Raw genomic sequence first — 14,744 nt, forward strand, 5'->3', positions numbered from 1 at the left:
TTATGGCTGGCGGTTTTTCGGGTCTGGCGCGTGGTGTATGAAACCGGTCGGCAGCCGACAATCGACATATCGCGCCTGGAGTGTGGCTCCCTATGGGGGCCTTGTTTTATTCACTGTCGGGGATATGGTGCCCAGGAGAGGACTCGAACCTCCACGTCCATACGGACACTAGCACCTGAAGCTAGCGCGTCTACCAATTCCGCCACCTGGGCAGGTGTCGTGAGGGGCGTATAAGCAGAAGCGACGGGGCCGTCAAACGGAAAATTCACCGCTGCGATATGTTCTGTTCTGACGATGGTATTCACAGAATACAGCTACCTGTGCAGAGCTGCTGAGTCGTCATGATCTGCGCTCTCCGATCTGATTTGAAATCACCGATACGATCCGCTGGCGTCGCCAAAGCATCATAGCAAGGAAGATCAAATCGGGCGTTAAGCAGCCATAACTTGCAGCGTTGCACCTATTGCCTCGACTTTGGTCGATTTGCGCCTTGTTCCAAAGGGCGCGGGGCGGTAAATCGAAGCAGCAGCTAAGGTAGGAGCCAAAAGATGTCCAAACTGGTCACGATCTATGGCGGGTCCGGTTTTGTCGGCCGTTACATTGCGCGCCGCATGGCCAAGGAAGGTTGGCGTGTGCGGGTGGCCGTGCGTCGGCCGAACGAAGCCATGTATGTCAAACCCTACGGTGTCCCGGGGCAGGTAGAGCCTGTGTTGTGCAATATTCGCGACGATGCGTCTGTTGCGGCGGTGATGCAGGGGGCAGATGCAGTGGTGAACTGCGTTGGCATCCTGAACGAACTGGGCAAGAACACCTTTGATGCGGTTCAGACCGATGGCGCTGGTCGAATTGCGCGAATCGCTGCTGCACAGGGCGTCGGAGCCATGGTGCATGTCTCGGCCATCGGTGCCGATGAAGACAGCGACAGCGATTATGCCCAGTCCAAGGCGGCCGGGGAGCGGGCTGTTCTGGAGCATATGCCCGAGGCCGTGATTTTGCGGCCGTCGATCATCTTCGGGGCTGAGGATCAGTTCTTCAACCGTTTTGCCGCGATGGCACGCCTGTCGCCGGTGCTGCCGATTGCCCATGCCGACACAGAATTCCAGCCGGTGTACGTCGACGATGTTGCCAAGGCTGCCGTCGCCGCGGTTGTCGGGAAGGCAAAGCCTGGCGTGTATGAGCTTGGCGGCCCCGAGGTGAAGAGCTTCGGCGCACTGATGCAGCAGATGCTCGATGTGATTGACCGTCGGCGCCTTGTGCTGTCGCTGCCGGGCCCGATTGCGAAGCTGGTCGCGCTTGGCTTTGATATTCTGCAGTTCGTCAGCTTTCAGCTGTTCGAGAACAAGATGCTGACCCGTGACCAGCTGAAGAACCTCGAGAACGACAATGTGGTTGCCGAGGGCGCAAACGGGTTCGAGGCGCTGGGCATCCACCCGGTTTCATTGGCGTCTGTGCTGCCGGACTACCTGTGGAAGTTCCGCCCGGCTGGTCAGTACAGTGAGTTGATGGATTCAGCCCGCAACCTGCGCAACGACCTCTGAATTCGCTTAGAGGTCAAGGTTGGCTAAGATTTGAAAGGCGCGGGTTTGACCCGCGCTTTTTTGGTTCTGATGGCCGGATCCGGTCGATCAGGCCTGATAGGCGATCATCAGGAGAATCGCGCCCAGAACGACGCGATAGATCACATAGGGTGTGAAGCTGACCGAGCGCAGCATGCGCATCATCAGCGACAGGGCAGCAAGGGCGGCCAGCATTGAGAGCGCCGCAGCGATAGCTGCATCGCGAATGAGGGCCGGATTTGCCTCGACGGCGACTTCGGCACCCAGCAAAACACCAGAGGCCACGATTGTTGGGATCGACATCAGCATTGACAGCCGTGCTGCATCGATCCGGGCGTAGCCCAGCTGGCGGGCGCCCGTAATAGTGATGCCCGAACGGGAAGTGCCGGGGATTAGCGCCAGCATTTGCCACAGCCCCATGATCAGCGCATCTCGTGGCCCCCAGTTCGCGCTTTCCTTGTCGGTTGGGCCAAACCGATCTGCCACATAGAGTACCAAGCCAAAACCAAGCATCGTCCAGCCGATGACTTTCATCGACCTGAGTGCGTCACTCCATCCGCTGAAATGCAGAAAGGCGCCAAACAGGATTGTAGGGATGGTCGCGATGATCAGCCCCATCGCCAGCCGTGCCCCGGGTGTATCGAGGCGTCCTATGAGGGCGCGCGGCAGACCGATCAGCCCCACCCGCACCTCTTTCCAGAAGAACAGGACCACGGCGACCAGTGTTCCGACGTGAACGGCGACGTCGATAACCTGCCCCTGATCGTCGAGCCCGGTCAGTCCCGGCAAAAGGATCAGGTGCCCGGATGAAGAGACGGGCAGGAATTCCGTGATGCCCTGAATCAGGGCGATAAGGATCAGCTGAAAAAGCGGCATGATATAGGTCCGATTGGGGTTCCGCAGGGATGGCAAAGAACGGTCTGGGTGTAAATCCGTTGATTTCATTGGCGGGATTGCGTTAATGGTCCGTATCGGACCTAAAATGTCTGTACATTTCTGCTGGAGAAGGTATCAGGACATAACTGCTGACATATTAGGTCAGCAAAGTTGACTTTTAATTCGCTCCGCTCCGATGGATCATTTATCGCAGCCAGCCCAACATGGAGTCCGCCCCGTGGCCAAGCAACCGATGCTCAAATTCGTGCAGATCGACCGCGACATGCCCAGCAAACGGGCCGCAGAAGATCGCCGGGAAGATTTCGACGAAATCTACGCAGAATTCGCGGCCGCCAAGGCCGAGGAACAGGCCAGCCGTTGCAGTCAATGCGGTGTACCTTATTGCCAGTCGCATTGCCCCCTGCACAACAACATTCCCGATTGGCTCCGCCTGACTGCCACGGGCCGCTTGCACGAGGCCTATGAGATCAGCCAGGCGACCAATACCTTCCCCGAAATCTGTGGTCGTATCTGTCCGCAGGATCGCCTCTGCGAAGGCAATTGCGTCATTGAGCAGTCCGGCCACGGTACTGTCACCATCGGTGCCGTCGAGAAATACATTACCGATACCGCCTGGGACAAAGGTTGGGTGCAGCCCATCGCCCCGGCGCAGGAACGTGGCGAATCCGTGGGGATCATCGGGGCGGGTCCGGGCGGCCTCGCCGCAGCCGACATGCTGCGTCGCGCAGGCGTGAAGGTCACCATCTACGACCGCTATGATCGTGCCGGTGGCCTGCTGACCTATGGTATCCCGGGTTTCAAGCTGGAAAAGGACGTCGTGATGCGCCGCAACCAACTGCTTGCGGATGGCGGTGTTGAATTCGTGATGAATTGCAACGTGGGTCAGGACATCTCCTTTGACGATATCCGCGCCAAACATGATGCGGTGATTATCGCCACCGGCGTTTACAAATCCCGTGATCTGGAAATGCCGGGGTCAGGTTCTGGTGGCATCGTAAAGGCGATCGACTTCCTGACCGTGTCCAACAAAGCGTCGAATTTCGGCGACAGCATCGAGGAATTCGACAACGGCACCCTGAACGCCAAAGGTAAGCGTGTCGTTGTCATCGGCGGGGGCGATACGGCTATGGACTGCGTGCGGACCTCGATCCGTCAGGGTGCAACGTCGGTCAAATGTCTCTACCGCCGTGACCGTGCCAATATGCCCGGTTCGCAGCGCGAAACCCAGAACGCCGAGGAAGAAGGCGTGGTCTTTGAATGGCTGTCCGCGCCCAAGGGTTTCACCGATGAGGGCGGCAAGGTTGCTGGCGTGATGGTACAGAAGATGCGTCTCGGCCAGCCTGACGCCTCGGGCCGCCAGGCTCCCGAGGTCATCGAGGGCGCCGATTACATCGAGCCTGCCGAGCTGGTGATCAAGGCGCTTGGCTTTGAGCCGGAAGATCTGCCGACGCTCTGGGATCAGCCGGAACTGCCGGTCACCCGCTGGGGCACCGTAAAGGCTGCATTCCAGACCGGCGCGACCGATCTCGATGGCGTCTATGCCGTTGGTGACATCGTGCGCGGCGCGTCGCTGGTGGTCTGGGCCATCAAGGACGGGCGCGATTGCGCTGAGGCGATCCTCGACCGTTTCAACACCGCCGCCAGCAGCCTGGCCGCCGAGTAAACAGATTTCTACCGGGCAGGTGCCGCCCTTAGGGGGCCGCCCACCGGAACGGGAGCATGACATGACAAAATATGATGCAGAATGGGTTCGCGCCGAAGAGGCAAAGCGTCAATGGATGGCCGAGAACGGTCTTTATGCCGAGGAGGAAGAGCATTCCTCCTGCGGTGTTGGCCTTGTTGTCTCGGTCAACGGCAAGCGCAGCCGCAAGGTGGTTGAGGCCGGCATCAATGCGCTGAAAGCGATCTGGCACCGAGGTGCAGTTGATGCGGACGGCATGACCGGCGATGGCGCCGGTATCCACGTTCAGATTCCGGCACCGTTCTTCTATGATCAGGTGCGCCGCACCGGCCACGAGCCGCGCGAAGATCAACTGATGGCGGTAGGCCAGGTCTTCCTGCCACGCACGGACTTTGGCGCTCAGGAACGCTGCCGGACCATCGTGGAAAGCGAAGTTCTGCGGATGGGCTACTACATCTACGGCTGGCGCCATGTGCCGGTGGATGTCACCTGCCTCGGCGAGAAGGCCAACGCCACCCGCCCTGAGATTGAGCAGATCCTGATCTCCAACTCAAAGGGTGTGGACGAGGAAACATTCGAGCGCGAGCTCTATGTTATTCGCCGCCGCATCGAAAAAGCCGCTGCCGCTGCGCAGGTCGGCCAGCTCTATATCGCGTCGCTGTCCTGCCGCTCGATCATCTACAAGGGCATGATGCTGGCCGAGCAGGTTGCCGTGTTCTACCCCGACCTGATGGACGAACGGTTTGAAAGCGCCTTTGCAATCTATCATCAGCGCTATTCCACCAACACGTTCCCGCAGTGGTGGCTGGCCCAGCCCTTCCGCATGCTCGCCCATAACGGCGAGATCAACACGCTGAAAGGCAACATGAACTGGATGAAGAGCCACGAGATCCGTATGGCCTCTTCGACCTTTGGTGACTATGCCGAGGATATCAAACCCATCGTCGCCAGCGGGTCCTCCGACTCCGCGGCACTGGACTCGGTGTTTGAAGTTCTGGTCCGCGCCGGTCGTTCGGCGCCGATGGCAAAGACCATGCTGGTTCCCGAAAGCTGGTCCAAGCAAGCGGTGGAGCTGCCGCAGGCCTGGCGCGATATGTATTCCTATTGCAACTCCGTGATGGAGCCCTGGGATGGCCCGGCCGCGCTGGCGATGACCGATGGCCGCTGGGTTTGCGCCGGTCTGGACCGCAACGGCCTGCGCCCGATGCGCTACGTGGTCACCGGCGATGGTCTGGTGATCGCAGGCTCCGAGGCGGGCATGGTTCCGATTGACGAGGCCACCGTGGTTGAAAAGGGTGCGCTTGGTCCGGGTCAGATGCTGGCTGTCGACATGAAGAAGGGCAAGCTGTTCCACGACACCGCGATCAAGAACAAACTGGCCTCCGCGCTGCCGTTTGGCGATTGGGTGAAGAAGATCAACGATCTGGACAGCACCCTGGCCACCGTTACCGAAAAGCCGTTGTTCAGCGGGGACGCACTGCGCCGCCGCCAGATTGCCGCTGGCTATACCATTGAGGAACTGGAACAGATTCTTGCGCCGATGGCCGAGGACGGCAAGGAAACTCTGGCCTCAATGGGGGATGATACGCCGTCGGCAGTGCTGTCGAAAATGTACCGCCCGCTGAGCCATTTCTTCCGCCAGAACTTCTCTCAGGTGACCAACCCGCCGATCGACAGCCTGCGCGAATACCGTGTGATGTCGTTGAAGACCCGGTTTGGTAACCTCAAGAACGTGCTTGATGAAGACAGCTCCCAGACCGAGATCATCGTGCTGGAAAGCCCCTTTATCGGCAATTCCCAATGGGATGAGCTGGTCAAGAACCTGAACGCGCCGCTGGCTGAAATCGACTGTAGCTTTGCCCCCGGCCAGGGGTCTCTCAATGCGGCGCTGGCCCGTGTCCGCGCCGAAGCGGAGGAGGCTGTCAGCTCCGGGGCCGGTCACATTGTCCTGACCGATCAGCATTCGGGCGAGGGCCGCGTGGCGATGCCGATGATCCTGGCGACCTCCGCCGTGCATTCGCATCTGACCCGCAAGGGCCTGCGGACCTTCTGTTCGCTGAATGTGCGCTCTGCCGAATGTATCGACCCGCATTACTTTGCGGTGCTGATCGGCTGTGGTGCCACCGTTGTAAACGCCTATCTGGCCGAGGATTCGCTGGCTGACCGTATTGAGCGTGGCCTGCTGGATGGCAGTCTGACCGAGAATGTCGCCCGTTACCGTGAAGCCATCGACCAGGGTCTTTTGAAGATCATGGCGAAAATGGGCATCTCGGTGATCTCCTCCTATCGTGGTGGTCTCAACTTCGAGGCGGTTGGCCTCAGCCGTGCGATGTGTGCGGAATATTTCCCCGGTATGGTTTCCCGGATTTCTGGTATCGGTGTCACCGGCATTCAGACCAAGCTGGAAGAAATCCACGCCAAGGCATGGTCGGGCGGTCAGGATGTCCTGCCCATCGGTGGCTTCTACAAGGCGCGCAAATCCGGCGAAACCCACGCCTGGGAAGCGACCTCGATGCATATGATGCAGATGGCCTGCAACCGGGCCTCGTTTGAGCTGTGGAAGCAATATTCGGCAAAGATGCAGTCGAACCCGCCGATTCACCTCCGCGATCTGCTGGACATCAAGCCTCTGGGCAAGCCGGTGCCGATTGAAGAGGTCGAGAGCATCACTTCGATCCGCAAGCGCTTTGTCACGCCGGGGATGAGCTTGGGCGCGCTGTCGCCTGAGGCGCATAAGACTCTGAACGTCGCAATGAACCGCATCGGTGCCAAGTCCGACTCCGGCGAGGGCGGCGAAGATCCCGCACATTTCGTGCCGGAGCCGAACGGCGACAACCCGTCGGCAAAGATCAAGCAGGTGGCGTCGGGCCGCTTTGGTGTGACCGCTGAATATCTGAACCAGTGCGAAGAGCTGGAAATCAAGGTGGCCCAGGGCGCCAAGCCCGGCGAGGGCGGCCAGCTGCCGGGGATGAAGGTCACCGACCTGATTGCCCGCCTGCGCCACTCGACCAAAGGTGTGACCCTGATTTCGCCGCCGCCGCACCACGATATCTACTCGATCGAGGATCTGGCGCAGCTGATCTACGACCTGAAGCAGATCAACCCGCGCTGCAAGGTGACGGTGAAACTGGTGGCGTCCTCGGGCGTTGGCACCATCGCGGCCGGCGTGGCCAAGGCAAAGGCCGACATCATCCTGATTTCCGGCCACAATGGTGGCACCGGGGCCTCGCCTGCGACCTCGATCAAATATGCTGGCCTCCCGTGGGAGATGGGCCTGACCGAGGCGCATCAGGTGCTGAGCATGAACAACCTGCGTGACCGGGTGACGCTGCGCACCGATGGCGGTCTGCGCACCGGCCGCGACATCGTCATGGCGGCCATGCTGGGCGCCGAGGAATATGGTATCGGCACCGCTGCGCTGATCGCCATGGGCTGCATCATGGTGCGCCAGTGCCAGTCCAACACCTGCCCGGTGGGCGTGTGTACTCAGGATGAGGCCCTGCGCGGCAAGTTCACCGGCAATGCCGACAAGGTGGTAAACCTCATCACCTTCTATGCGCAGGAAGTACGGGAAATTCTGGCTTCCATTGGCGCGCGGTCGCTGGAGGATGTCATTGGCCGTGCCGATCTTCTGGCGCAGGTGTCGCGTGGCTCTGCCCATCTGGACGACCTCGACCTGAACCCGCTTCTGATCACGGTCGATGGCTCTGCCAATATCGTCTACAACCGCGATAAGGAGCGCAACCCGGTGCCGGATACGCTGGATGCGGAGATCGTACGCGATGCCGCCCGCTTCCTGCAGGACGGTGAGAAGATGCAGCTGTCCTATGCGGTGCAGAACACCCACCGGACCGTGGGCACCCGCACCTCCAGCCATATCGTCCGCAACTTCGGTATGCGCAACACGCTGCAGTCAGACCACCTGACGGTGAAGCTGCAAGGCTCCGCCGGGCAGTCGCTCGGTGCCTTTGCGGCCCCCGGTCTGAAGCTTGAGGTCTCCGGGGATGCCAATGACTATGTGGGCAAGGGTCTCTCCGGTGGAACCATCGTGGTGCGCCCGCCGATGGCATCGCCGCTGAACGCCAGCGAAAACACCATCGTCGGCAATACCGTTCTCTATGGTGCGACGGCTGGCTATCTCTTCGCAGCGGGTCGTGCCGGCGAGCGGTTCGCGGTTCGTAACTCAGGGGCGAGCGTGGTTGTCGAGGGCTGCGGTGCCTGCGGCTGTGAATACATGACCGGCGGGATCGCGGTGATCCTGGGCAAGATCGGCGCCAACTTCGGCGCGGGTATGACCGGTGGTATGGCCTACATCTACGATCCCGAAGGCAAGGCAGAAACCCTGATGAACATGGAGTCACTGGTGACCTGTCCGGTGACCGTGGCGCATTGGGAAGATCAGCTGAAAGGTCTGATCGAGCGCCATCTGGAGGAAACCGGCAGCCGCAAGGCCGCTGAGATCCTGCAGCATTGGGAAAATGAGAAGGGCAATTTCCTGCAAATCTGCCCGAAGGAAATGCTGAACAAACTGCCCCAGCCTTTGGCGATCGAGGCAGCAGCCGTTCCGGCGGAATAGGCCCCGCCACTTCCTCTGCATGTGCCTTGGATGGGCTCCGGTCGCTGCTGCGGTCGGGGCCTTTTCACCTCAGGGCGCTTGCTCTGGGCAATCTCTTGCGGGCCAAGGGATTTCGCGGTTGGAGCGGGCCCGTTCTGTGCCGTATAGAGACCCTATGGCGAAGGCAGGAAAATCAACCGGGGCATCCAAGGCTCCCCCCAAGGGCAAAGCCCGCAGCAAGGCAGCAGCCAAGGGTAAACCCCGCGCAAAGCTGTCACCGCGTCGTCTCCTGCGTCGCTGGCTGGGACGGGCTGCGCTGGTCTTTGTTGCGCTGACCCTGCTGCCGATCCTGCTGTTTTCCGTGATCAACCCGCCGATCACCCATACCATCTGGTCTGAATATCGCCGTCTTGGTGATATTGACCGCGAATGGGTTCCCATCGAACATATCGCTCCGGCCTTGGGGCGTTCGGTTGTCGCCGCCGAAGATGCCCGGTTCTGCCAGCATTGGGGCCTTGATGCGGAGGCCATCCGCGCGGCAATCGCCGAAGGCGGCCAGCGTGGAGGGTCGACCATCTCTCAGCAGGTGGTGAAGAATGTCTTTCTGTGGCAGGGGCGCAGCTGGTTCCGCAAGGCGCTGGAAACACTGATGACGCCGATGGTTGAGGCGGTCTGGAGCAAACGGCGCATTCTGGAAGTCTACCTGAATGTCGCTGAAATGGGCGAAGGTGTGTTTGGCGCCGAGGCGGCCGCGCGGCATTATTTCGGTGTCGGTCCGGATGAGCTGAGCCGCAGGCAGGCTGCCCTTCTGGCCACCGTTCTGCCCAATCCCAAAGAGCGTTCGGCAGCAAAACCCACTGCGTTCATGCGCAAGCGGGCGGCGCAGATCATGGATGGGGCGGCCACCATTCGCGCAGATGGCAGGGCGGCCTGTTTCGAGGATTGAAACTTCTGGCGCTTTTAGGCATTGCTGTCTGATCCCAGCCACCCGCAACAGGAGATCCGCTGTCCCATGGCCCGCCTCTATCATGTGCCCCTCTCCCCCTTCTGCCGCAAAGTGCGCCTGTCCCTGGCCGAAAAGCGGATCGAGGTCGAGCTGGTCGAGGAACGCTACTGGGAGCAGGAGGCCGATTTCCTGCGCCGCAATCCGGCGGCGAAGGTTCCGGTGATCCGCCTGGATGGCAAGCTGATGGCCGAAAGTGCCGCGATCTGCGAATACCTTGAGGAAACCCGCCCGGAACCCTCGTTGATGCCCAGCGATCCCGATGGTCGCTACGAGGTGCGCCGCCTGGTCAGCTGGTTCGATGATAAATTTCACCATGAGGTCACCTCAAAGCTGCTCTATGAGCGGGTGAACAAGAAGGTGACCGGGCAGGGCTACCCCGACAGTGGCAACGTCAAGGCGGGTGCGCGGGCGATCAAATATCACCTCGACTATCTGGCCTGGCTGCTGGACCATCGCCGCTGGCTGGCTGGCGATCAAATGACCCTGGCAGATTTCGCCGCCGCCGCGCATCTGTCGTCGTTGGACTATATCTCCGATGTTGATTGGAACCGGTCCGCCGTGGTGAAGGACTGGTACGCAAAGATCAAGTCACGCCCGGCGTTCCGGTCGATCCTTGCCGATCAGATCCCCGGTTTCAGCCCACCGGCCCATTACGCCGATCTGGATTTCTGATAGACACGGGCAGAAGGGGGCTGTCTGCCCCCTCTTGAGTCCCTTGGACTCAATTCACCCCCGAGGATATTTCTAGCCAGATGATAGCAACACACGGCATCAAGGACAGGTTGGTGAAACAGGCCCTTGCCGAGGGGTTTGTGGCCTGTCGGATCTGTCGTCCCTGGGATGTGCCGCAGGTGCCCGCTCGGCTTCAGGCGTTTCTTGAAGCGGGATATCACGGTCAGATGGGCTGGATGGAGGAACGCAGCCACTGGCGCGGCGATCCAGCCCAGCTCTGGCCTGAGGCGCGCTCTGTGATCATGCTGGCTGAAAGCTACACGCCAGAGGTGGATCCGATGGCCGTTGTGGGGCAGGCAGAGCGCGGCGCGATTTCCGTCTATGCGCGCAACAAGGATTATCATGATCTTGTGAAGAAGCGCTTGAAACGGCTGGCACGCTGGCTGATCGCGGAAGCCGAGCGGGCGGATGAGCCTGCCGAGGTCAAGGTATTTGTCGACACCGCGCCGGTTCCGGAGAAGCCGCTGGGCCAGGCTGCGGGCCTTGGGTGGCAGGGCAAACACACCAATCTGGTCAGCCGGGACTGGGGCAACTGGGCCTTCATAGGCTCTGTTTTCACAACATTGGACCTGCCTGCCGACCCGGCAGAGCGCGACCATTGCGGATCGTGCCGGTCCTGTCTGGCGGCCTGCCCGACAGATGCGTTCCCCGCCCCGTATCAGCTGGATGCGCGGCGTTGCATTTCTTACCTCACCATCGAGCACAAGGGCCCGGTCGATGAGGAGCTGCGCGCCAAGCTGGGCAACCGGATCTACGGCTGTGATGATTGCCTGGCGGCCTGCCCCTGGAACAAATTTGCAGTCGCCGCCAGCGATATGCGCTATGCGGCGCGACCCGAGTTCGAGGCTCCGCAGCTGGCGGAGCTGGCTCGGCTGGACGATGCCGGGTTCCGGGCGTTGTTTTCCGGTTCCCCCATCAAGCGGATCGGGCGAGATCGCTTTGTGCGCAATGTGCTTTATGCCGTCGGTAACTCCGGCCTGTCGGCCCTGCGGCCCGTGGCCGAGGCTCTGGTCGCGGATCCTGACCCGACTGTGGCGGATGCGGCCCGCTGGGCGGTTCAGCGACTGAGGTGACGCAAACAGGATGGATCGTCGCGGCAGCTTCGCTAAACCGATGACCAGGATCAAGATTAAGGCGAACGGAGGACGGGCATGGCGCTTTTGCTTGGGGTGGACACGGGCGGAACCTATACCGACGCGGTATTGATTCGGGATGATCGCGATGTGCTGGCAAAGGCCAAGGCGCTGACGACGCGGCAGGATCTGGCCATCGGAGTTGGGGAAGCCGTCGCTGCCGTACTTGCGCAGGCGCAGGTAGCACCGTCTGAGATCGCGCTTGCAGCTTTGTCCACGACGCTTGCGACCAATGCGCTGGTCGAAGGGCAGGGGGGCCGCGTTGCGCTGATCTATATCGGGTTCGGCGAGGCGGATTTGGATCGTCACGGCCTGCGCGAGGCGCTGAAGGGCGACCCGGCGCTGGTGCTGGAGGGGGGGCACAGCCATTCCGGTAGCGAGGCGGCGCCCTTGGACCGGGAGACACTGCGCGCGTTTCTCCAGCACGAGGCCGCATCGGTCAGCGGTTTTGCAATTGCCGGCCAGTTTGCGACGCGCAATCCAGCGCACGAGCTGGAAGTTGCCCGGATCATCGCCGAAGAAACTGGCGTTCCGGTGACCTGTTCGCACCAGCTGTCGGCGCGGCTCAACGGGCCGAAGCGGGCGTTGACGGCTGTGCTGAACGCGCGGCTCATCGGAATGATCGACCGGTTGATCGGGCGCGCTGAATCCCGCCTGAGCGAGCTCGGCGTGACTGCTCAGATGATGGTTGTGAGGGGTGATGGCGCCTTGATGTCGTCACAGCAGGCCCGCGCCCGTCCAATTGAAACCATCCTGAGCGGACCGGCTGCATCGCTGGTCGGTGCCCGCTGGCTGACCGGCGTCGAGACTGCGCTTGTCAGTGATATCGGCGGCACCACCACCGATGTCGCATTGATCGAGAACGGCAAGCCCAAGATTGATCCGGCCGGCGCCGAGGTTGGCGGCTATCGCACCATGGTTGAGGCCGTGGCCATGCGCACCAGCGGCCTGGGCGGTGACAGTCAGGTGCATCCGATCGCTGCCGGTATGAGTGGCGGTGTGACCCTTGGCCCGCGTCGCGTGCTGCCGATTTCCCTGATCGCCGATATGTCCCCTGAGGTGGTTCATGCAACGCTCGACAGTCAGCTGCGCGCAGTGACTGTTGGCGAATATGACGGGCAGTTTGTTCGCGCGATTCCGGGACAGACACCAGTGGGGTTGAGCGACCGGGAGGCCCGGGTTCTGGACCGGATCGGGACGCAGACACATCCGCTGGGCGCCGTGCTGCACACCCGGATCGAGCAGGGCGCGCTGATGCGGCTGGTGGATCGCGGCCTGGTGCAGATCGCCGGGGTCACCCCGTCCGATGCCAGCCATGTCCTTGGACGGATTAGCAGCTGGGATGGCGATGCAGCGCAGAAGGCGCTGACGCTTTTTGCCCGCCGCCGCGTGGGGTCGGGGGACCGGCTGGCACCGGATGCTGTGACATTGGCACGGATGATCGTAGATCAGATGACGGAACAGACGTCGCTCACCCTGTTAGAGACTGCTATTGCCGAAGATGCTCCGGCCTTTGGAACCTCGCCGGATCAGCTTGCCCGCCATGTTCTGATGCAGCGCGGGCTATCCCGACATCAGGGGCTGGTCGCTCTCAGCGCTGGCCTCAATGTCGATGTCGTCGGGCTTGGAGCCTCGGCGCCCAGCTACTATCCGGCGGTCGGGACCCGGCTTCATTGCCGTATGATCCTGCCGGAACACGCAGGCGTGGCAAATGCCATTGGCGCGGTGGTGGGCCGTATCACCATGCGGCGCAGCGGCACGGTTACCGCACCTGAGGAAGGCCGGTTTCGCGTCCATCTGGAGAATGGCCCGGAGGATTTCACCGGTTCGCAGGAGGCTCTTGAGCGGTTGGAAGCCGAGCTGCGGGCCGAAGCCCGTGCCGCCGCAGAGGCCGCAGGCGCGCAGGATATTTCCATCCAGGTGAACAGGGATATCCGCATCGCCGAAGTCGAGGCGCGGGAGGTTTTTGTCGAGGCCTTTCTGACGGTGGAGGCGAGCGGTCGTCCGCGCATTGCCCACGGCTGACCGGCAGAACATGCGCAAGGCAGCAAAAGGCCCCGCCGATTGGCGGGGCCTTTTATCTAGAATGCCGGATATCGCATGGTGAGCCGATTACTCGGCAGCGGTCTCGTTCCTGCGGGGCAGAACCCAATCCGGGCGCGCAAAGTGGCAGGTGTAGCCGTTTGGCTGCCGTTCCAGGTAATCCTGATGCTCCGGTTCGGCCTCCCAGAAATCGCCAACGGGTTCGACCTCGGTCACCACCTTGCCGGGCCAGAGACCTGACGCATCGACATCCGCAATGGTGTCTTCGGCAATTTCTTTCTGGCGGTCGTCAACATAGTAGATCGCAGAGCGGTAGCTCATGCCCAGATCATTGCCCTGCTGATTGACCGTGGTTGGATCATGGATCTGAAAGAAGAACTCCAGCAGCGTGCGATAGCTGGTCTGGCTCGGGTCAAAAATCACCTCGATCGCCTCGGCATGGGTGCCGTGGTTCTTATAGGTCGCATTGGGCACATCGCCGCCGGAATATCCAACCCGGGTGCTGATGATACCGGGGCGCTTGCGGATCAGGTCCTGCATGCCCCAGAAACACCCACCGGCCAAGACGGCGCGTTCTGTTGTGCTGCTCATCTAATATCCTCCACTTGATCGATATAGTCGCCGTAGCCTTCCGCCTGCATATCGTCCAGATGGACGAACCGCAGGGAGGCCGAATTGATGCAATAGCGCAGACCGCCGCGATCTGCCGGGCCGTCCGGGAACACATGGCCCAGATGGCTGTCTCCATGGGTCGAGCGGACTTCGGTGCGGATCATCCCCAGGCTCCGGTCTTCCAGCTCCTGAACATGGGCGGTTTCGATGGGTTTGGTAAAGCTGGGCCAGCCGCAGCCGGACTCATATTTGTCTGACGAGGCAAACAATGGCTCACCGGAGACGATATCCACATAGATCCCCGGCTCCTTGTTGCCCAGCAGCTTGCCGGTGCCGGGGCGTTCGGTGCCGGATTGCTGGGTGACGTAATATTCTTCTTCCGAGAGGGCCGCAATGGCGTCCGGGTCTTTGGAATAACTGCGCATCATGTCCTCCGATCTTGGCTGTTCAGCTGTAAATGGTGTCCTTCGGGGCAAAAGCAAAGCTGTATTTCATCCGCTCGCGTTTGTGTGTGACGAAAGAGGCAGGG

10 protein-coding genes and 1 tRNA gene are annotated in these 14,744 nt (G+C 61.1%); 7 read left to right on the forward strand and 4 right to left on the reverse strand.

Annotation, left to right across the window (positions count from 1 at the left end; translation table 11 throughout):
- Positions 1-125: 125 nt before the first annotated feature.
- Positions 126-212 (reverse strand) — tRNA-Leu (locus VWY34_RS19755).
- 336 nt (positions 213-548) lie between these two features.
- On the opposite strand from VWY34_RS19755, the gene VWY34_RS19760 reads away from it, so the two are divergent.
- The gene (locus tag VWY34_RS19760; protein ID WP_416544151.1) at positions 549-1,538 is read left to right on the forward strand and encodes a complex I NDUFA9 subunit family protein; all 990 of its coding nucleotides are present in this window, start codon (positions 549-551) and stop codon (positions 1,536-1,538) included.
- Positions 1,539-1,625: 87 nt separating this feature from the next.
- On the opposite strand, the gene VWY34_RS19765 is transcribed toward VWY34_RS19760, so the two are convergent.
- Positions 1,626-2,432: an undecaprenyl-diphosphate phosphatase gene (locus VWY34_RS19765; protein WP_416544152.1), complete on the reverse strand. Its 807-nt coding sequence runs from the start codon at positions 2,430-2,432 to the stop codon at positions 1,626-1,628.
- Between the two features lie 238 nt (positions 2,433-2,670).
- Here VWY34_RS19765 and VWY34_RS19770 point away from each other — a divergent pair, with 238 nt between their 5' ends.
- The 6 genes from VWY34_RS19770 to VWY34_RS19795 all read left to right on the forward strand — a co-directional run bounded on the left by VWY34_RS19770 (position 2,671) and on the right by VWY34_RS19795 (position 13,585).
- A complete protein-coding gene (locus VWY34_RS19770; protein ID WP_340547033.1) occupies positions 2,671-4,116 on the forward strand; it encodes an NAD(P)-dependent oxidoreductase in 1,446 nt (481 codons plus the stop codon).
- A gap of 61 nt (positions 4,117-4,177) precedes the next feature.
- A complete protein-coding gene (gene gltB, locus VWY34_RS19775; protein ID WP_416541437.1) occupies positions 4,178-8,710 on the forward strand; it encodes a glutamate synthase large subunit in 4,533 nt (1,510 codons plus the stop codon).
- Positions 8,711-8,864: 154 nt separating this feature from the next.
- A complete protein-coding gene (mtgA, locus tag VWY34_RS19780) occupies positions 8,865-9,635 on the forward strand; it encodes a monofunctional biosynthetic peptidoglycan transglycosylase (protein ID WP_340547031.1) in 771 nt (256 codons plus the stop codon).
- Between the two features lie 66 nt (positions 9,636-9,701).
- Positions 9,702-10,367, forward strand: a complete 666-nt coding sequence (locus VWY34_RS19785; protein ID WP_340547030.1) for a glutathione S-transferase family protein — start codon at positions 9,702-9,704, stop codon at positions 10,365-10,367.
- Positions 10,368-10,447: 80 nt separating this feature from the next.
- Positions 10,448-11,500 carry a tRNA epoxyqueuosine(34) reductase QueG gene (gene queG / locus VWY34_RS19790; protein WP_416544153.1) on the forward strand — a complete coding sequence of 351 codons (1,053 nt, stop codon included), beginning with the start codon at positions 10,448-10,450 and terminating at the stop codon, positions 11,498-11,500.
- Positions 11,501-11,578: 78 nt separating this feature from the next.
- On the forward strand, positions 11,579-13,585 hold the full coding sequence (locus VWY34_RS19795) for a hydantoinase/oxoprolinase N-terminal domain-containing protein (protein ID WP_416544154.1): 2,007 nt from the start codon (positions 11,579-11,581) through the stop codon (positions 13,583-13,585).
- 87 nt (positions 13,586-13,672) lie between these two features.
- Here the strand turns inward: VWY34_RS19795 and msrA are convergent, their stop codons facing one another.
- A complete protein-coding gene (gene msrA, locus VWY34_RS19800) occupies positions 13,673-14,194 on the reverse strand; it encodes a peptide-methionine (S)-S-oxide reductase MsrA (RefSeq protein WP_340547026.1) in 522 nt (173 codons plus the stop codon).
- Positions 14,191-14,640 carry a peptide-methionine (R)-S-oxide reductase MsrB gene (gene msrB / locus VWY34_RS19805; protein WP_340547249.1) on the reverse strand — a complete coding sequence of 150 codons (450 nt, stop codon included), beginning with the start codon at positions 14,638-14,640 and terminating at the stop codon, positions 14,191-14,193. Before msrB ends, msrA begins: the two co-directional genes overlap by 4 nt.
- Between the last annotated feature and the right edge of the window lie 104 nt (positions 14,641-14,744).

This window comes from Phaeobacter sp. JH20_02 (assembly GCF_048056915.1).
Classification (GTDB): domain Bacteria; phylum Pseudomonadota; class Alphaproteobacteria; order Rhodobacterales; family Rhodobacteraceae; genus Phaeobacter; species Phaeobacter bryozoorum.

Bases quoted from the DNA above. Each gene is read 5' to 3' on its own strand.
- VWY34_RS19760 (WP_416544151.1), top strand. From the start codon at position 549: ATGTCCAAACTGGTCACGATCTATGGCGGGTCCGGTTTTGTCGGCCGT.
- VWY34_RS19765 (WP_416544152.1), bottom strand. From the start codon at position 2,432: ATGCCGCTTTTTCAGCTGATCCTTATCGCCCTGATTCAGGGCATCACG.
- gltB (WP_416541437.1), top strand. From the start codon at position 4,178: ATGACAAAATATGATGCAGAATGGGTTCGCGCCGAAGAGGCAAAGCGT.
- mtgA (WP_340547031.1), top strand. From the start codon at position 8,865: ATGGCGAAGGCAGGAAAATCAACCGGGGCATCCAAGGCTCCCCCCAAG.
- VWY34_RS19785 (WP_340547030.1), top strand. From the start codon at position 9,702: ATGGCCCGCCTCTATCATGTGCCCCTCTCCCCCTTCTGCCGCAAAGTG.
- queG (WP_416544153.1), top strand. From the start codon at position 10,448: ATGATAGCAACACACGGCATCAAGGACAGGTTGGTGAAACAGGCCCTT.
- VWY34_RS19795 (WP_416544154.1), top strand. From the start codon at position 11,579: ATGGCGCTTTTGCTTGGGGTGGACACGGGCGGAACCTATACCGACGCG.
- msrA (WP_340547026.1), bottom strand. From the start codon at position 14,194: ATGAGCAGCACAACAGAACGCGCCGTCTTGGCCGGTGGGTGTTTCTGG.
- msrB (WP_340547249.1), bottom strand. From the start codon at position 14,640: ATGCGCAGTTATTCCAAAGACCCGGACGCCATTGCGGCCCTCTCGGAA.